15 protein-coding genes and 1 riboswitch are annotated in these 17,805 nt (G+C 69.6%); of the genes, 1 reads left to right on the top strand and 14 read right to left on the bottom strand.

Annotated features, from left to right (window positions below):
• Window positions 1-15 precede the first annotated feature (15 nt).
• Entirely contained in the window at window positions 16-1,248 is a 1,233-nt protein-coding gene (cbiE, locus tag D473_RS0114655; RefSeq protein ID WP_017609815.1) for a precorrin-6y C5,15-methyltransferase (decarboxylating) subunit CbiE, read from the top strand.
• A 165-nt stretch (window positions 1,249-1,413) separates the two neighbouring features.
• Here the strand turns inward: cbiE and D473_RS0114650 are convergent, their stop codons facing one another.
• From D473_RS0114650 to D473_RS0114580, 14 genes are all read right to left on the bottom strand, one after another.
• Window positions 1,414-2,193 carry a cobalt-precorrin-4/precorrin-4 C(11)-methyltransferase gene (locus D473_RS0114650; protein ID WP_033353412.1) on the bottom strand — a complete coding sequence of 260 codons (780 nt, stop codon included), beginning with the start codon at window positions 2,191-2,193 and terminating at the stop codon, window positions 1,414-1,416.
• A complete protein-coding gene (locus tag D473_RS0114645) occupies window positions 2,154-3,698 on the bottom strand; it encodes a precorrin-2 C(20)-methyltransferase (RefSeq protein WP_017609813.1) in 1,545 nt (514 codons plus the stop codon). The genes D473_RS0114650 and D473_RS0114645 overlap by 40 nt, the downstream gene beginning before the upstream one ends.
• On the bottom strand, window positions 3,695-4,360 hold the full coding sequence (locus D473_RS0114640) for a precorrin-8X methylmutase (protein WP_017609812.1): 666 nt from the start codon (window positions 4,358-4,360) through the stop codon (window positions 3,695-3,697). The genes D473_RS0114645 and D473_RS0114640 overlap by 4 nt, the downstream gene beginning before the upstream one ends.
• Window positions 4,357-5,334, bottom strand: coding sequence for a hypothetical protein (locus D473_RS0114635; RefSeq protein ID WP_017609811.1), 978 nt, complete (start codon window positions 5,332-5,334; stop codon window positions 4,357-4,359). Before D473_RS0114635 ends, D473_RS0114640 begins: the two co-directional genes overlap by 4 nt.
• A gap of 53 nt (window positions 5,335-5,387) precedes the next feature.
• A riboswitch (cobalamin riboswitch) is annotated at window positions 5,388-5,594 on the bottom strand.
• 87 nt (window positions 5,595-5,681) lie between these two features.
• On the bottom strand, window positions 5,682-5,921 hold the full coding sequence (locus D473_RS0114625; RefSeq protein WP_026126961.1) for a PLDc N-terminal domain-containing protein: 240 nt from the start codon (window positions 5,919-5,921) through the stop codon (window positions 5,682-5,684).
• Between the two features lie 205 nt (window positions 5,922-6,126).
• Complete coding sequence (locus D473_RS0114620; RefSeq protein ID WP_026126960.1) at window positions 6,127-7,965, bottom strand: ABC transporter ATP-binding protein; 1,839 nt, start codon at window positions 7,963-7,965, stop codon at window positions 6,127-6,129.
• Complete coding sequence (locus D473_RS24900; protein WP_017609808.1) at window positions 7,962-9,791, bottom strand: ABC transporter ATP-binding protein; 1,830 nt, start codon at window positions 9,789-9,791, stop codon at window positions 7,962-7,964. Before D473_RS24900 ends, D473_RS0114620 begins: the two co-directional genes overlap by 4 nt.
• 364 nt (window positions 9,792-10,155) lie before the next feature.
• The gene (locus D473_RS0114610; protein WP_017609807.1) at window positions 10,156-10,908 is read right to left on the bottom strand and encodes a hypothetical protein; all 753 of its coding nucleotides are present in this window, start codon (window positions 10,906-10,908) and stop codon (window positions 10,156-10,158) included.
• Window positions 10,909-11,021: 113 nt separating this feature from the next.
• The gene (locus tag D473_RS27240; RefSeq protein WP_152436860.1) at window positions 11,022-11,894 is read right to left on the bottom strand and encodes a hypothetical protein; all 873 of its coding nucleotides are present in this window, start codon (window positions 11,892-11,894) and stop codon (window positions 11,022-11,024) included.
• 109 nt (window positions 11,895-12,003) lie between these two features.
• Window positions 12,004-12,561, bottom strand: coding sequence for a hypothetical protein (locus D473_RS27235; protein WP_152436859.1), 558 nt, complete (start codon window positions 12,559-12,561; stop codon window positions 12,004-12,006).
• A gap of 3 nt (window positions 12,562-12,564) precedes the next feature.
• Window positions 12,565-15,351, bottom strand: coding sequence for a hypothetical protein (locus tag D473_RS0114595; protein ID WP_017609804.1), 2,787 nt, complete (start codon window positions 15,349-15,351; stop codon window positions 12,565-12,567).
• On the bottom strand, window positions 15,348-15,704 hold the full coding sequence (locus D473_RS0114590) for a DUF6507 family protein (RefSeq protein WP_017609803.1): 357 nt from the start codon (window positions 15,702-15,704) through the stop codon (window positions 15,348-15,350). Before D473_RS0114590 ends, D473_RS0114595 begins: the two co-directional genes overlap by 4 nt.
• Complete coding sequence (locus D473_RS0114585; protein WP_017609802.1) at window positions 15,701-16,033, bottom strand: hypothetical protein; 333 nt, start codon at window positions 16,031-16,033, stop codon at window positions 15,701-15,703. The genes D473_RS0114590 and D473_RS0114585 overlap by 4 nt, the downstream gene beginning before the upstream one ends.
• Before the next feature lie 236 nt (window positions 16,034-16,269).
• Window positions 16,270-17,691: a DUF6177 family protein gene (locus D473_RS0114580; protein ID WP_017609801.1), complete on the bottom strand. Its 1,422-nt coding sequence runs from the start codon at window positions 17,689-17,691 to the stop codon at window positions 16,270-16,272.
• Window positions 17,692-17,805 lie beyond the last annotated feature (114 nt).

Raw genomic sequence — 17,805 nt, 5'->3', positions numbered from 1 at the left:
GATAACGTCACGCCCATGACGGACGACACGCGCCCTCCACTCCAGCCCCGGATCACCGTTCTCGGGGTCGGTGCCCAGGGCTGGGACGGGCTCCCGGAACGTGCACGCCGACTCGTCCTGGACGCGGACGCGGTCCTGGGCGGACGCCGGCACCTGGCGATGCTTCCGGCCCGGCCCGGACAACGGCGGGAACCCTGGCCCTCACCTCTGCGGGAGGCACTACCGGATCTGTTGTCCTCGCTCGGGGACGGTTCCGTGGTCGCGCTCGCCTCCGGGGACCCCTTCGTCTCCGGTATCGGCACCACGCTCGTCGACCTGCTGGGGGCCGGTGCGGTGCGGGTGGAACCGGCCGTGTCCTCGGTCTCCCTGGCCCGCGCCCGCATGAACTGGCCCTCGGAACAGTGCACCGTGGTCAGCCTGGTCGGACGGGATCCCCGTTCGGTGCTGCGCCACCTGGGGCCCGGCCGGCGTCTCCTGGTGCTCTCCTCGGGGCCGGAGACCCCCGTGCAGGTCGCCGCCCTGCTGACCGGGGCCGGCCACCCCGCCTGCCGAATGACCGTGCTCGCCGACCTGGGATCGGCGGCCGAGTCACGCCTGGAAGGCACCGCGGACACCTGGTGCGCCGCGCCCCCGACGGATGTTCCGGCCCTGCACGTGCTCGCCCTGGAGACGGTCGACGCGGCCGGGTACGGGCTGTTCCCGGGACTGCCCGACGACGCCTTCGAACATGACGGGCAACTGACCAAACGCGACCTGAGGGTCTCGGCGCTCGCCCGCCTGGCGCCCTCGCCGGGGGAGCACCTGTGGGACGTGGGCGCCGGCGCAGGGTCGGTCGGTGTCGAGTGGATGCGCGCCCACCCCTCCTGTACCGCCACAGCGGTCGAGTCCGGGGCCGAACGTGCCGCGCGTATCGGGCGTAACGCCGGGATGCTCGGGGTGCCCGGGTTGCATGTGGTGCACGGTCGGGCCCCGCAGGACCTGGACGGGCTGCCCGCCCCCGACGCCGTCTTTCTCGGCGGGGGAGCGACCCGCCCGGGGGTGCTCGACACGTGCCTGGGCGCGCTGCGGCCGGGTGGGCGCCTCGTCGTCCACGGGGTCACCCTGGAGACCGAGCAGTTGCTGGCCGGGGCCTACCGCGAACACGGCGGGGAACTGACCCGGATCGCCGTGGAGACCACTGCGCCGGTCGGGACGTTCACCGGCTGGAGCCCGGCCCGTACCGTCACACAGTGGTCGCTGGTGCTCTGAACGGGGGAACAGGTGCGCTCAGCCACACGAGGGGCTGGGCCCCAGCGCACGTGCACCTGCGCTGGGGCCCAGCCCCGATCCCCCGCCAAATCCCCGTCTCCCCGCCCCGTTGCTCCGATGACGGCCTCCGTCCCCGCCAACCGTCAACGAAGCACACGCTCAGCCTCAGCCGCGGGGCCGCTCGGGGTCGTACAGGAACGACTCGCCCCCGGTCCCGGGAGTCAGCGCGCGCCCCACGAGGACCACGGCGGCCTGCCGGAATCCGGCCTCCTCCACGGCGTCGGCGATATCGCCCACGGTCCCGTGCAGCACCGCCTCCTCCGGGCCGCCCACCCGGTGGGCGACCACGACCGGGCAGCCCGCTCCGTACTCCGGTTCGATCCGTTCCATGAGCTCCCGCACCCGCCGGATCGCCAGGTGCAGCACCAGTGTGGCCCGGGTCGCCGCGAACGCCTCCAACGTCTCCGTGTCCGGCATCGCGCTCGACCGTGACCGTGTCCGGGTCAGTACCACCGACTGAGCCACCAACGGCACGGTCAGCTCCCGCCCCACCAGCGCCGACGCGGCTGCGTAGGCGGGCACTCCCGGGGTGACGTCCCACGGGACGCCGCGGGCGTCGAGCCGGCGGGTCTGTTCCGACAGAGCCGAGTACACCGACGGGTCCCCGGACGTGAGCCGCACGGTGTCCAGACCCTCGGCGTGCGCGGAGACCAGGCGTTCGGTGATGCGGTCCAGGTCGAGTCCCTGCGTGTCGACCAGTTCGGCACCGGGCGCACAGTGGTCCAGGACCTCCGGGTCCAGGTACGTGCCCGGGTAGAGCACCACGTCCGCCGCGGCGAGCATGCGGGTGGCACGCACCGTCAACAGGTCGGCGGTGCCGGGGCCGGACCCCACGAAGTGCACGGTCACGCTTCCACCCGACTTTCCACCCACCTGGGGGTCCATACACGCCCCGCCTCGGAGACGCGGGTCCCACTCGCACCGACGATCACCAGGCACCGCATGTCCACCGTCGCCGGGTCCAGTTCGCCCAACGTCGTCACCTCCAGGGTCTCGCCCTCACGTCCCACGCTCCGGCCCACGACCACCACGGTCTCCGGTGTCCGGTGCTCCAGCAGGAGCCGGCGTGCGGTGGCGATCTGCCCGGTCCGGGAGCGGGAGGCCGGGTTGTAGACAGCCAGCGCCAGATCGGCCTCGGCGACCGCACGCAACCGGCGTTCGATCACCTCCCACGGTTTGAGCCGGTCCGAGAGACTCATCACCGCGAAGTCCCCGCCGATCGGGGCGCCCGCACGTGCGGCCACGGCCTGGACGGCGCTCACCCCGGGCAGCACCCGCACCGGCACGTCCCGGTACACGGGGTCCTCCGCTGCCTCGAACACGGCCGTGGCCATGCCGAAGACGCCCGCGTCCCCGCCGGAGACCACAGCGACGCGTTCGCCCTTGCGCGCCAGGTCGAGGGCCAGGCGCGCGCGGTCGAGTTCCACGGTGTTGCCGGAGGCGTGCCGGGTCAGCCCGGCCCGTTGCGGGACCCGGTCGACGTAGGGGCCGTACCCCACCACGTGGTCGACCTCGGCCAGTGCGGCGGAGGTCTCGGCGGTGAGCCAGCGGTCCGGTCCCGGACCCAGGCCGACGACCAGGAGTTCGGCGGCCGAGGTGATCGGCTCGAAGAGCTCAGCCCCGGGCCCACCGGCCGTCCCGGACCCGCCGGCCGCTCGGGACCGGGTTCCGTTCCTGCTGTCCCCGGTCACCAGGATCACCGAGAAGTAGGGGACCGTCGCCGGGTCGACCTCTGTGACCGGCAGCCGTCGCTCCTCCGCCATCGACGCGCGTTCCACGTAGACCGCGTGCTCCAGGCGCCCGGCCGCCTCCAGGGCACGCCGGACCGCGGGGAACGTGCGCCCCAACTTCATCACCACGGCCGCGTCGGTCCCGGCCAGGCGCCGGGCCAGCTCCGGTTCGGGCAGGGTCCCCGGCAGCACCGTGAGCACGTCGGTCTGCCTGGCCAGGGGCGACTCCGCAACCGAGGTGGCGGCGGAGAACGCGGGCACACCCGGCACGATCCCGGTCGGGTACCGCTGCGCGAGCCGGTCGTGCATGTACATGTACGAGCCGTAGAACAGCGGGTCGCCCTCGGCGAGCAGCACGACGTCCCGTCCGGCGTCCAGGTGCGCGGCCAAACGGCGGGCGGAGCGCTCGTAGAAGTCGGAGAGCGCGCCCGTGTACCCGCCCGGGTGGTCGGTCGTGCCGGTCGTCACCGGGTAGGTGAGCTCTTCCTCGATCGCCGCGTCCGGGATGAGGTCTGCGGCGATCCGGCGGGCGTTGGAGCTCTTCCCCGCGCCCGCGTGGTAGGCGACCACGTCGGCCCCGGAGATGAGTCGGGCTGCTTTGAGCGTGATGAGTTCGGGGTCGCCGGGGCCGACGCCGACACCGTGGAAACGGCCGGTCACTCTTCCTCCTTGGCAAGTGCGTTCAGGGCCGAGGAGGTCATCGCGGAACCTCCACGACGGCCGAGGGCGGTCACGTAGGGGACATCGATGCCGTGCCGGTCGGCCAGTTCCGTCAGTGCCTGTTTGGACTCCGCGGCGCCGATGAACCCGACCGGGCAGCCGACGATCACGGCCGGGCGCGGTGCCCCGTCGATCAACATCTCCAGCAGGTGGAACAGTGCGGTGGGTGCGTTGCCCACGGCCACCACGGCCCCCTCGAGCACCGGTTCCCACAGCGAGACCGCGGCTGCGGACCGGGTGGTGCCCCATTCCCGGGCGAGGCCGGGTACTCGGGGGTCGGACAGCAGGCACCGCACCTCGTTGTCGGAGGGAAGGCGCGCGCGGGTGACCCCGGACGCGACCATGCCCGCGTCGCACAGGATCGGGGCCCCGGAATTCAGGGCGCTCCGGGCCGCCGCGACCAGTCCGGGGTGGATGACCAGGTCCCTGGCGAGGTCCACCTGTCCGGTGCCGTGGATCATGCGGACCGCGAGTCGTTCGGCGTCCGACGGCAGATGTCCCAGCGAGGCCTCCCGCCGGATCGTGGCGAAGGAGTCGGTGTAGATCGCGGGACCGTTGTCGATGTAGTCGTAGTGCCGGTCCGGTCGGCGAGGGGACGTCAAGATCCACCTCCGGTGTCGGGGACAGGGACAGGGTCGGAAATTCCGGGGACGAGGACGCCGCGCCACGGGGTCACGACGAGGATGCCGTGGCCGGCGGCGCGTGCGTGCTCGGCGAGGGCGTCGACAGCGGAGCGGTCCAGTCCGCTCTCGGGGACGGGGACGTGCCGACCACCCCCGGGCGCAGGCCCGTACGGGAGCGGGGGCGAGGGGTGGGGCAACCGTGGATCGGGAGGTACGAAGCCGGTGAGCGGCTCCGGGAGTTCGGTGACGTGCCATGCGGCGCAAGGACCTTCGCCACGGCGTTCCAGGAACCGGTCGGTGAGTGAGACCAGGGCCTCGGGCGCCTCGTCGAGACCGACCACCGGTCCCCAACGGTCCCCGATCCGGAGCTGGGCGCGGCCTTCGTCCAGGGCGGTCAGCCCCAGGTCGCAGGTGCGCTCCTGCAGGTCGCCCCGGCCGTTGTCCAACACGAAGAGGAAACGGCCGGGGAGCATCGCCCGGTGCGGGGCCGAGCACAGGAGCCGGTCGAGCTCGGCGGCCACGGGGCGCAGGTCGGCCCGTCCGTCCCAGAGCCCCGGGTCCGGGGAGACCATGACGTTGCGCACCAGCTCGTGCGTGCGCGAGGGCAGCAGGCCCGTGGAGCGGAGCGCGTCGACGGCTTCCGGGTCGAGGGCCCCGTCCTGCCCCGGGAGGGCGCGCAGTTGAAGGTTGGCCCGGACGGTGACCCGGACCCGGCCGTCGCCGTACCGTTCCGCGACCTCGCACAGGTCGGACAGGGTCTGCGCGGGGAGGCGGCCGCCGATGAGCCGGAGCCGGATCAGAAGACCGTCGTCGGCCGCCCAGGGACGCAGCGCTCCGGGGCAGCGGTCGCGCCGGGCGCGGGGGCCTTCGCTGTGGCCCTGCTGCGTCGCGGGGGCCGCCCCGCGGCGGTCCGTGGTGGTGCGGTCCGGCTCCGGTCTGCCGGTCGAGGGCATGGATGTCCTTCGCGTCAGGGGCTCCTACGCGTGGCCCGCGGTCGACCTGACGGTGGGTACCGCCAGCGCCAGCAGGTCTTCGGACTCGGGGTCGACCGGGTACGGAACGCCTTCCCGGGGCCGCACGGCCCCAGTGGCCGCCCCGGGGCCATCCACCGGGACGTGTCCGTCCGTCGCCCTCACCGCTGCGCGTCAGTCCCGGATTCGCACCGGGTTCCCTGCTCCACGAGGTGGAGTTCGACTGGCCCGACGAGAGTACCGGGTCCCTCGTGCGCCAGGTCGAGGAGGGGACCGGATGGGCTCCCGCGGCCGTGCGGCGCCGGGGTTCCCACCGGATGAACCGGGCCTCATCCCGTACGCGGGCGTCCGACGAGGAACCACAACAGGGCCCCGATGAAGGGCGCGACGAAGATGAGAACGATCCAGAGGAACTTCGTTCCCAGTCCGATCCGGGCGAACAGAGCACTGAAGAACGCGGCGACGATGAAGACGACCACGGCCAGGCCCAACAGCAGGGCGCCGAACAGCAGCCCGGCCGCGAGCGCGTCCTCGGTGACGGGCAGGCTGCTCAACATCATGAGGGACATGTGGTTCCGTTCCTGGTGAAGGCTTTTGACGAACACTCCTCACGCTAGAACCGCCTCTCCCGCTCCGGCCTCCCCCCGCAGAACGGAACGCACCGCCGCCCAAGGTGGGGGGTCGGCCGCTCCGGGCCAGGCATTCGTGGGACCCGACCCCGACTTTCGTCGGTGGTCCGCCCCGGAACCCGGGGCCACCGGGCGCTCCGCCACGTCACGTCTCAGCCGTGTACGCCCGCTCCTGGATCCCGTACAGCCGCGCGTACCGCCCGCCGCCGGCGACCAGCTCCGCGTGGGTGCCCGCCTCCACGATCCGTCCGCGCTCCATGACCAGCACCAGGTCCGCGCCCGCCACCGTCGAGAACCGGTGCGAGACGACCACGGTGACCGTACCCGTCCCGCGTGCGTGGACCCGCGCCCGCTCCATGTACCGCCGGAAGATCGATTCCTCGCTCGGGGCATCGAGTGAGGCCGTCGGCTCGTCCAACACGAACAACAACGGGTCGCGCCGCATCGACGCCCGCGCCAGGGCCGCACGCTGCCACTGCCCCTCCGAGAGCTCCACACCGCCCAGACGCCGACCCAACTGGGTGTGCACACCCTCGGGCAACCCGGCCGCGATCTCCTCCGCGTCGGCGTCGCGCACCGCCCGTGCCACGGCGTCGGGGTCCCCGATACGGTCCAGGTCACCGAGCCCGACGGTCTCCCCGAAGGTCACCTCGAACCGACCGAAGTCCTGGAACGCGGCGCTGCACCGCGACCGCCACCCTTCTGTGGACATCCCGGCCAGATCGCGGTCCTCCACCCGCACCGTTCCCGTGTCCGGACGGTAGAGCCCCGACAACAGCTTGACCAGGGTCGTCTTGCCCGACCCGTACTCACCCACGACCGCTACGACCGTCCCGGCGGGTAGGTGGGCCGAGATCCCGTCCAACGCCGGCCGATCGGTGCCCGGGTACGTGAAGGAGACCCGGTCCAGGGCCAGGCCGGCGGCCAGTGTGTCCGGTGGTTCCTCGGTGGCCCCCTCACGGGCGAGTTCACCGGCGACATGGTCGCGCAACCACAGGTACGGCTCCACGACCCTCCGGGCCCCGGCCGTCTCCGCCGTCACGGTCACCGTGCCGCGCACCGTCTGCCCCAAGCTCACCGCGAGCATCACGGTCAACACCAGGTCACCGACGGTTCCCTCGCCCCGGGAGGTCTGCACGATCACCACCGCGATACCCCCGGCGAAGGCCGAGACGAACACCAGCCACCCCGCGAAGGTCCACACCGCCGCCCGGGCCCGGGCCCGGAACCGCACCCGCTCGGTCGCCCGCCACGCCTGTTGCCGCAGCCGGTCCAACCGTGCGTCCGCCCCGCTCACCCGGGCCTCCCCGTCCCCGGTCACCCCGGCCACCGTCTCGAACAGGGACCGCTGCAGCCGGTGGCCCTCCGCGCCCTCCACCTCTGCCCTCCGCACGAAGACCTGGCCGCGGCGGTGGGTCCACAGGGGTACGCCCGCCAGCGGGATCAGGCCCAGCAGCAGCGGATGCACCGACCCGAGCAGCACCACCGTGAGCAGCAGCTTCAGCACATGGGAGACGGACAGCAGTACGTTCCAGGCGCTCCGGGCGATCTGGCCGGTGCCGCGCCGGACGATGTCGACCCGGTCGAGGACGTCTCCGCGTTCCAGGTGGGACACCCCCGGCACGGACGCGATCGCACGGTGGACGCGCGGATGGATCCCGAGCCGTCCCGCGCGGTCGGAAACGGTCGTGAGGAGCTCCCCGGTCATGACCTGGAGCGTGCCGGTGAGCGCGTGCGCGACCGCCACACCCACCGCGCCGGCGAGCGCCACCGTGGCCGCGTCCGCGGACGTCGCGTCCACCGTGGTGCGCAGGGCCAACGCGACGGTGGGCACCGCCACGACCGAGAGGGCCAGCACCACCAGCGTCAGGGCGGTCAGGCCCGGGGCGGACCGCCACGAGAGCACCAGGATCTCCCACCACAGGGCGGGCAGGCGCCGCCACACCGGGGGTGTGGGGCGGGGCGCGGGCGAGCTCCGAGTCATGCCTGTTCCCCCTCGTCGGGTCGCGCCGGAGTACCGTCCGTGTCTTCGTCCGCACGACGGAACCGGGCCGCCTGGATCCCGAACAGCTCCGCGTACGTGCCCCGCAGCGCCATCAACTCGCCGTGGGTGCCCTCCTCGGTGATGCGGCCCCCGTCGAGCAGCACGATCCGATCGGCCCGGCGCACCGTCGACAACCGGTGCGAGATGAGCACGATCCCCGCGCCGTCGCGTTGCGCGGCCAGACGCTCGAAGAGCCGGAACTCGGTGCGCACGTCCAGGTGGGCGGTGGGTTCGTCGGCCACCAGGAACCGCGCGCCGGCCCGGACCCCGTACAGCGCGCGGGCCATCGCCACCTGTTGCCACTGGCCCCCGGACAGGTCGACGCCGCCGGTGCGCCCGCGCGAGAGCGGGGTGTCCCAGCCGGTGGGCAGGCGGTCGACGACGTCCGTGAGTTCGGACGCCCGGGCGACGTCCTCCAACGCAGTGCCGTCGTCGGGGCCCTCGGAGGCAGTACCTCCCAGGGTGACGTTCTCGCGCACCGACAGCGGATACCGGTCGAAACCCTGGAAGATCACCGACAGCCGCGACCGCCACCGGTCCGGATCCAACGCCGCCAGGTCCACGCCGTCGACGGTGATGCGCCCGCTCGTGGGCCGGTACAGGCCGCACATGAGCTTGATGAGTGTGGACTTGCCGGCCCCGTTCAGCCCCACGATCGCCAGGAGCTCGCCCGGCCGCACGGTCAGGTCGACCTCGTCCAGGACCGTCCGTTCCGAACCCGGGTAAGCAAAACCCACACCTTCGAACCGGATCTCACCGACCGTGGCGGACGGGACGGCGTCCAGAACGGGGGCGCTCTCGGTGAGGCGCTCGGACAACCGGTCCGTCGACCGGAAGACCCGCCCGGCTCCCGCCAGCTGGTAGAAGTCCAACCCGTTTCCCAGGAGCTGGAACAGCGTCGCCCCCGCCGCCAGCACCGCGGTCTGGGTCGTGACGGTCGTCGCGCCCGCCAGCGCTCCCTGCGTGACCAGGAGGTAGGCCGGGACCAGCCCCAGCAGCATCAGCACGAACATGAGCCACTCGACGCGGAGCCGGTGTTCGATGTGCCGCCACAGCGGACTGTTGGATTCCCGGAGCTGGTGTTGCATCCGGTCGACCATCCAGTCCCGCAGCCCGAAGACCCGGATGTCCTTGCCCTCGGACGCCGAGACGTTGGCCTCGCGCCACACGTCGGTATGGAGTTCCCCGCCGATCGCGACCTCCCACGCGGCCGCGCCCGCGAACGCGAGCCGGTACCGCAGCGCCACCGTGACCAGGGCCGGAACCAGCACGAGCGGAACCAGCCACCACGCGAACGACACCAGGACCGCGCAGGTGAGGGCCGCCCCGCACAGCCCCGCGCCCACCCGGACCGCGGCCGTGGTCCCCTCACCCGGGGTGGTCTCGACACCGTGCTCGGGGTCGGCCCGGACCTGCCGGATCAGCGCCTGTGTCTCCAGGGCCTCCACCGCGCCCAGGTCCGAGGGGGTGCGTGCCGACCGTGCCACCCGGTCGCGGTGCGCGCCGTCGATACGCGAGCGGACCAGGTACTCCAGCGGTTCGGCCGCCGCGTCACCCAGGTGCCCCGCGAGCATCACCAGCGCCAGGAACACCAGCGGGAGGAGAGCCGCCGTGACCGTGTCCCCGCCGGCCGTCCCGGTGGTGGAGAGGGCACCCACGAGCGCGGCGACCGCGACCGCCGTCACCGGGGTGACCAGGCGTTCCATCAGGCGCACCGCGACCAGGGCCGAGGCCGGCCCCGGCCCCGCGTCGCGCAGGGTCCCCACCAGCCGGAGCAGTGTCCGCAGCGCTCGCAGCGCGCTCGATGTCCGTGGTGCGCGCGGTTCCCGTGATACCCGGGAACCCCGGGAAGTCCGTGGTCCCTGCCACGCCCGATCCGGCCCCATCGCGACTCCTCGTCCTCGGGGAAGAAGGTCGCTTCTGCCTACCAGCGCCCGCCCCCGCGCACCCGGGTTCTGTCCACTACCGGACACCCGCCGAGACCTTCACTCCACGCCCCGCCGGGTGCGCTCGGCTTCGCCGCGACCCCAGGACACGTGTGCACAGGGATCCGAGCCGTTCGAATTCCCGCGCGAAGCCTCCGTCGGCCTCCCTCCCCATCGTTGTCCAGTCCTGGTTCAGGCACAGAGCTCAGAGCGTTCCTTGGGCAATCCGTTCGAGGGTGTCTGGGCTGGGAGCTGTTCGTTCCTGGTCGGCGGGGTCGATCCTGCCACCGACCGGGTCCTCGGGGAGGCCGATGCGCTCCCTCAGGGCCTGGGTGGGTGAGAGGTCTCTACCGGCGGCGTCGACGGCCTGCCTCATCCACCACCGCTCCGCCCGCCAAGCGGGAGGTCCCGCGGCCGGGCGGGGGATGTACCAACGAGCGTTTTCGTTATCGGAGGCCCACAAGTAGCCGATGACGGTTCCGCCCAGACGCACGGGGAGGTAGGTGATCTCGCTTTGGGCGACGATTCTGTATCCCGTTTCCACCTTCTCCATGATGAGCGGGCCCCAGTCGCGGCCGTACAGGTGCTCAGGGTCTTGGAGGAGTCTCGTGAGGTCATCCTCCACCGGTTCGAGCTCGGGGTTGAGGAGCTGGTCCAACTCAACCAAGTCGGTGCACGTGTGGAGTTCCGCCTCGGCTGGGATGCCACCGACGCTGGCTTCGGAAGCTACGCCTCGCCACCGTTGGATGGATTCCATGGGAGTCAGTCCCTGTTCGGCGTCCTTCACCAGCCGTTTGCCCCAAGTTTCGCTGGCACTGAGCCTGGTTTCAAGGTCGGTGGCTTCCATGATTGCGAGGAATTTGGCGTTGCGCTCGCCCTGCGTCAGCAGGGCGGCGATGGGCCTGCCCTTCAGGTGGATCAGATAGTAGTGAACCGGGGTCGTTGCTTTGCCGACCATATCTCGCACCCTACGACCGTGAAGTCTGTGCGCCGAATAGCTCACACGTTGTCCAGGGTTCGCGTATCTTATTGTCTGTGGGCGTCTCGTACCGCGATCCTGGGGACATCTAATTACGGCTGGCTTCCGTGTTCCGTGATGGCCATTTCCCACCACCAATGCCCTTCAGGGACCCTTGCCGGCACTGCGGAGGCCGAGGCTGTGTGTGCGTGCGGCAATTTCTCAGAGAGCTCGTTATCGAGTTCTGAGAGTTCCTCTTCGTCGATGAGGTCGAAGGTCGCGCTTCCGAGGAACTTCTCGAACACGTTCTCCAAGAGCGAGCGGTAGAGGCAAGCGGAATACCACGGCCCGTCCTCAGAGGCTGAGGCGTAGTCTTCTGCCCGGCTGATGCAGATGTTCAGCTCTCCTCGGCGATTGGTGACCGATTCGGCGATCTGCAGGCGCAGGGTGTCCGTCAGATCCAGTTCGTTGCCGCTCTGGAGAGTCGCTCCGAGAAGCATGAGCAGAGCTCGCTCCAACGGGACATCTTCCGCTTGCAAATCACGCTGGGCTTGCGAGATGAGTTCTTCGGGGCTCCCGGCGAAGGTGTGCACCGGTCGCTTGGGTGAGTTCGGCCAGCCGAAGGCATCAAGCCATGCGGAGCCGTCGGAGACGAGATGTATCCGAGCGGAGAGAGTGAGAGAGACGAGGCCGGCTTCCATCGCGTTGCGTTGGAAATCCAGGTAGCGCGTTCGGTCTGATCCGGGCTGATCAGAGGCCAGAGTCCCCTCTCGGAGTGTTCTGGTAGCGGCGCGGTGGTATGCCTCGATCTTGTGTGGGCTGCGCTCGCTGAGGGGCAGCTCGACGGAGAACCGCTTGGACAGGGTGGCTGCCGCCAGTGGCGACTCGAAGCCAATGCGGTCTGCTGTGTCCCGAACCTGGGACACCAATGCTTCGGTGCCGGCACTCGGATCGAGTCGAACGTGGCCGCGGTTCAGGGCAGCCACCGCTTGCAAGTCCGCGGAGAGCCGCCGCTGTACGAGACCCGGGTCAGCGATTAGCCGCGCGGCTGCTGCCTCTTCTGGTGATGGTTCGTGTGTCATTGGATTCCAATCTTTACCAGAGTCCGAGTTCCTCGTAGTGGATGCGATCGTAGCGCTCCGCCTCGCTCATGTCCTGGCATTTTGGAGCCCACCACCACCAGTGGCTCTGATCTGCCCACTCCGGAATATCTTTCTCTCGAACAGGTGGGGCTTCGTCCGAAACCTCCTCGAGTATCTCGTCTATGTACTCGAGGTCTTCCTTGAAAAGATTTCTGTTTCGCGGGTACTCAGATTTGCTCCAGTCCAGATATTCTTCGTCGAGAATTTTGAGGGACGAGCGCATCAAGCAAGCGTTTTCAAAACCATCGAGACGCCCTCGTTCCGCAAAGCTGGAGCAGAGGTCTGTGTAATGCCTGAGGTGTTTAAAATTATTTCCGTTAGTTAGAACCTCGGAGAGGAGCGATTTGAATCGCGTGACTTTTTCAGGATCCAGAGGAGAGTTTCGGAGTTCAAGGTGAAGAGAGGGAATGTTGTCAATTATTATTGTGGCCCTGCCTTCCCCGCCTTTCTCTTGCAAGGCTTCGAGTTTCCCATATAGAAACTTAAATATGCTTGAATCGGAGGATGGCATGATCTACTCCTCAACTTTTTCATTTCCGTGCGTGGTTATGACAAGATCTCCGTTGTTTTTGATAATTACAAATGCCCTAAGATAATTGTATCTCCCCTTTCTGTCTGGATCATGGTTGCCACTTTCGTCAGGCGCTGGCCGGCGAAATGTCAGTCGTTCTGACCCGCCTTCGAGGGTGACTTGTTCTGTTATTGTTCCATGTTTAATAGTTTGCTCTGTACTGTTTAGATAGTCTTCAATGACATTTCCATTCTTCTCATCGGGTAGAATTTCCTTGTAATGCTTTCTTCCATGGTAGGCGGAGCCTGTCTGATGTCCAAAATCAATGTTTCCAGCTTGCTCGCGAACCGCTTGCTGCAAGGTATCGGGGGGCAGGTTCGTGTCTACCCTTGCCCGTTCGCCGCCGCGCATTTCGTTAACAACGGAATGGTCCGCTTCGAGCTGGGCCGCTACGTCCATGTGTGGAATCTGATTCGCGACTTGCTCTTGAGCTAGTTTCTTTCCAGTTCCTTCGAGTCCTATCTGTCTTACGAGTTCGTCGAACGTAGCCTTGTAGTACTCGTACCTGTAGGCGAACTCACGCGGGCTGCTAGCCCCGTCGAGGGCGAACTGTGTGGTTCGGGGGAGCATTTCGCCCACTATCTTCCCGTTGTATTGCTGTCCGACAGCACTCGCTACACGCTGCCACTCATCCCCAAGACGCGGGTGGTCCCCACGCAGGTCGATAATCTGCTCGTTGGTCAACCCCGCTTGGAGTAGCTGACTTTCGAGATTGTCAGCCTTCTCGGACTTTTTCCGCTCCTCATCCGAAAGCGGCGGGGAACCTTGGTCGCTCTCCCCGTTCCCGCCATCGCTCCCGTCCTCACGTCCCTCGTCGTCGGAACCACCTTGCCCGGATTCGTCGCCGGGTGAGGTGGGCGGAGGCCCGTCACCGCCGCCGCGGTCGCTGCCGCCACCGCCGGTCTCGGCTTCCGGGCCCTTGCGGTCTTCGTCGTGACGACCTCTCTGTTCGCCGTCCTGGTTCGTACCGCCTCTCTGATCGTGGCCCGACCTGTCCTCGTCGTCACGCTGTCCGGTCGGGTCCCTCGGCCTCTCCTGATCGCCGCGGGGCCGCGTGGAGTCCCCAGTCCCTTCGGGGCCTTCCCGGTCCTGGGTACCGGATCCGCGGCCGTCGCCGGGCGCGTCGCTTCCGCCGCCGGTGGCCGGCGGTGTCGCACCCTCGCGGTCGCGCTGGTCCCCCGTCCCGGGGCGCTCCCGGCCCTGGTCGCCACGTGGGCTCTGGCCACCTTCACGCGGTCCCTCCTGTGTTCCGGTCCCCTGGTTCGGAGGGTCCTGCCTCGGGGGGCCGCCCGGCGCGTCAGGTGCTCCCGGTCCGCTGGGCTCGGAAGGCCCGGAGGACCCACCCGGAGCTCCCGGACCCGGCCCCTCCGGGCCCAGGACGGGTGTCTGCTCCAGCGCGTCGTCGAGGCGCTCGGTGATCGGGGTGCGCCCCTCCTCGGCGATGTCGCTGATGTCCCGGTTCGAGCCTCCGGTGCCGGGCGCTCCTCCACCCTGGCCGCTGAACGGATTCGCCCCGGTACCGGGCTCGTCGGGCGCTCCGCCGCTGCCGCTGCTGCCGTCCGGCCCGCCGAAGGTGATGATCTCCTTGACCACCTTGACCGGCGCTCCGGGGATCAACAGAACCGTGTTGATGGCGGTGTAGGTCTCGTGGTACTCGGGGTCGCTCTCCCGCTGGGACCAGGCCGTGTGCCCTTCCCGGATGTCGCGCCCCGACTCCTCGATGTTGCCCCACCACCAGTCCCAGCTGAGGTTGGCGTGCGGGTCCTCGGTGCTGGGTTGGTACAGCCACCCGTCCTCGTTGTGGATCCCGACCAGGGACGCGGCCTCCATGCCGGTCTCTTTCCAGGTCGTCTTCAGGTTGTCGACGTACTCGTCGCTGTTGGAGGACCAGCCGGTCTCCGGGCGCCAGTAGCCGCTCTTGGTCGCCAGGCCCTGCACCGTGCCGAAAGCGAGCCCGACCACGAGGGTGTCCCAGGCGGCCTGGTTGCTGCTGTCTTCGAACTCCACGTCGCCCGGGTGGAACTCCTGCCCGGCCCATTCGGTCAGGTTGTCGAGCTGCCACGCGGCCGTGCCGGTGAAGACCTCGGAGAAGCTGCCGTCACCGAGGTCGATGAACTGTCCCGACTCGCCGTAGACCAGCTCGTTGCCGGCACCGGTGGCGGCATCGGGGTCGGTGAAGACGAGGTCGCTGTGGATGCCGGAGATGGCGTTGGCGCAGTCGATCTCAGCGGAGGTGAAGTCCGACCAGGCACTGTTCACCTCGGACTTGAGGTTGAGGTTGGTCTCGATGGCCCACTCGTCGTCCTCCTCGTTGCGGTCCAGCCACCAGGTCTTGCGGTCCTGCAGATCACGGGCGAAGGACTGCGCTTCGATCTTGAGGGTGTTGAGCTTGCGCCGGGCTTCGGCGGCTGCTTCGGCCAAGTCCTCCAACGCGGTGGCCACGGTGGCCAGATCGCCCTGCAGGTCCTCGCCGGCGGAGACCACCGGCTCGACCGCGGCGAACAGGGTCTCGGACTCGGGTGCGGTGTAGTGCTCCTGCAACCCTTGCCAGGTGGTCTCCATGTCCTCGGAGAGGGAAGCCATCTCTTCGCCGCCGCTGCGGATCGTCTCGGCGGCGTAGTTCAACGACCACGTGTCGGTCTCCGGGTAGGGGATCGCATCCGGATCGATCAGCGTGAACATGTTGTAGCCGACGCCGGTCTGGGCCTGGGTGGGTTCGAAACCGCTCACGAGCCCTCCCCGCCCATGTCCAGGTCGAGCGCATCGATGTTGCCGGCGTCCTCCTGGGCGGTCAGCGCCATCTCGTGGTCGCCCCTCTGGTAGGCGACCGTGGCGTCGGCGGCGCCCTTCAGGCAGGAGAGCCCCTTGAGGAACATCGACTCGGTCCGCTCCGCGTAGTTCTCGAGGAACCCGGCCAGGGCCGTCTCCACCGGCGGGCTCTTGGCGTTCTCCAACGCCATGTCGAGGCCGCGCGAGGTGGAGTCGATCTCCTCGGACAGCCCGCCGCCCTCGGTGCCGAGCTGGCCGTCGTAGACGTTCAGCACCCCGTTGACGCCGTAGACGTCGATGTTCCAGGTACTCACCGCTCACCCCCGGTCCTTCGGGCCCGGCCGGAGAGCCGGTCGGGGCCGAAGAGGGCTCCGCCTTCGCCTTCGCCGTCCCAGGAATCCGAGCCGCCCGAGTCGTCCGAGCCGTCGTGCGTGGCCGCACCGTGGACCTGCGGCTCCTCCCGCAGGTGGTGGTCCCAGGCGTGGGCGCGCAGCTGTTCCAGGCTGGACCGGGTGTCGTCGATGGCGCGGCCGTACCGGCGTCTGAGCCCTGGCTCCTCGGGGGGCTCGGTGGCCGCGGAACCGGCCCGAACAGGGGCGGCTGATTCGTCCGAGTCAGTCTCGTCGGGTGCTTGGGGAGACATATCGAACTTCACAGGGGGCTCCGTCCGAACGGGGGGTTGCTGTTTTGGGGACCGCGCCGTCGCGGTCAGTAGTCACTCCGTGGGGGAAGACGGCACCTGTGGGCAGAAAGTTCACCGAGTGCGGCGTTCGTTCGGTGTTGCCCCGGTGTGCCTGGAGCCGGGTGCGCGCTGACCAGTGACGGGGCGCGCACGCTTCACCGGGAGTTCACTGCGGCCCGGCCCCACACCCCCGCCCGCTACTGCTGTGCGTGCTCCGTCAGGTGCTGCCACTGGGCCCGCAGTACTTTCAGCGCCCGCCTGGGGTCGTCGACGTCCCCGAGGGCCGGGTACCAGACGGACCGGTGCTCCGGTGGTCCGAAGGGGGTGCCAGGGATCGGACCGTTCTCGGTCGCCGTGAGTCCCACCTTCTCCGCCCGGCGAGGTCCGACGGCGATCCCCAGGGGCGAACCCAGACCGCGCCAGACCGGCACGTGGGTGGTGTCCGGACGTCCGACGAAACGGCGCGCCCACAGGGTGTCCAAGAGGTCCCTCTCGCCCAGGGCCTCCACCGTCTCCGCCAGACGGGAGAGGGACTGCCCCTCCGCGCCCTGCTCCAGCCCGACCAACATGGTCACCTCTTCGCTGAGCACGTCGCCGCTCCATGTCAGACCGATGCGCCCGACGTAGGGGTGGCCCTGCTCCCACGGGCCGGCGAAGTGCAGCAGCAGCCGTTCCGGGGCGCGGTGCCGGGCCGAGTCGAGCATGCGCGCGGGGTCCCACGGCCGGGTCAGCGGTTCGTGGAGGTCCCAGGCGGCGGGCGGCGGTCCCGACAGGCACTCGGCGAGGACCTCGGCGCCGCGTCCGATCCGCGGTTCCTCGCCCTCCGGGTGCACGATCGAGAGCCGGACCTCCAGATGTGTGCCCGTGGGCGGCTCGTCGAGGAACGCGGGTACGGGCCCCTCGGGTACCTGGCCGACCGGTTTTCTGCGCCGCTTCCCCGGCGGATCGGGCACGTGAGGGACGAACCCCTGCTGTTCGTCCCAGGAGAGCGCAAGCCCGCTCGTACCGTCGAAATGGCCGCCGTCCCCGTCCTGCACCACCCAGAGCCCGCGCGAAGCGGTGACGGCCGTCCACGCGGACAGGGTGAGCCGGGAAGAGGCCGGTGTACGCAGTTGCAGGCCCCGCTCGCCTCCACCGCGGACCGCGGCGTCGGCGAGCCAGGAGGACCACGGGACGACGGGCCGGTCCTGGGACACCAGGACGGCACGGTCGGTGACGCGGTCGATGGCAGGGTGCGCGGTCTCGGTCCAGAAGGCGGTGTCCGCCGGGCCCGAGGTCCACACGGTGCCGCCGAGGCGGGCGGCCAACGTCTGCGCGAAGCCGTCCGCGACCCGGCGTCCCGCCTCGTCGGGGCGGGCCCGGGTCTCCACCCACCAGCACGGGTCCGGGGCGGTGTCCTGTGTGTCCTGCCCCAAGAGCCGCCCGATCTCCTGCCGGGAGGCCATCGCCAGACCGGGTTCGACGGTCGCCAGGAGCGCACCGTCGCCGTCACGCAGTTCGAGCATCGCGGTGTCGGGGTGGGGTGAGACCCACAGGTCAGAGGCGGTCTGCTCCAGAACGCGGATGACTCTCTCGAGGCCCGGTTCCCGGGCGACCAACGCGACCGTGTCGTAGCTCAACGATCCTCCGGGGGCGGGGGCAAGGGCGCGGTCAGCGTATGCGAACGGCCCCCGGGACGGAGGCTCGGGTTCTAGCGGTCCCCGCAACACCCTGGAGTTCAGGGAGTTGCGGGG

Source organism: Nocardiopsis xinjiangensis YIM 90004 (genome assembly GCF_000341145.1).
GTDB classification, from domain to species: Bacteria; Actinomycetota; Actinomycetes; order Streptosporangiales; family Streptosporangiaceae; genus Nocardiopsis; species Nocardiopsis xinjiangensis.
This window is presented reverse-complemented; position numbering and strand designations above follow the sequence as displayed.

What these genes read in the sequence shown, in the direction of transcription:
- cbiE (WP_017609815.1), top strand. Translation starts at nt 16, where the DNA reads ATGACGGACGACACGCGCCCTCCACTCCAGCCCCGGATCACCGTTCTC.
- D473_RS0114650 (WP_033353412.1), bottom strand. Translation starts at nt 2,193, where the DNA reads ATGGACCCCCAGGTGGGTGGAAAGTCGGGTGGAAGCGTGACCGTGCAC.
- D473_RS0114635 (WP_017609811.1), bottom strand. Translation starts at nt 5,334, where the DNA reads ATGCCCTCGACCGGCAGACCGGAGCCGGACCGCACCACCACGGACCGC.
- D473_RS0114625 (WP_026126961.1), bottom strand. Translation starts at nt 5,921, where the DNA reads ATGTCCCTCATGATGTTGAGCAGCCTGCCCGTCACCGAGGACGCGCTC.
- D473_RS0114620 (WP_026126960.1), bottom strand. Translation starts at nt 7,965, where the DNA reads ATGACTCGGAGCTCGCCCGCGCCCCGCCCCACACCCCCGGTGTGGCGG.
- D473_RS0114610 (WP_017609807.1), bottom strand. Translation starts at nt 10,908, where the DNA reads ATGGTCGGCAAAGCAACGACCCCGGTTCACTACTATCTGATCCACCTG.
- D473_RS27235 (WP_152436859.1), bottom strand. Translation starts at nt 12,561, where the DNA reads ATGCCATCCTCCGATTCAAGCATATTTAAGTTTCTATATGGGAAACTC.
- D473_RS0114585 (WP_017609802.1), bottom strand. Translation starts at nt 16,033, where the DNA reads ATGTCTCCCCAAGCACCCGACGAGACTGACTCGGACGAATCAGCCGCC.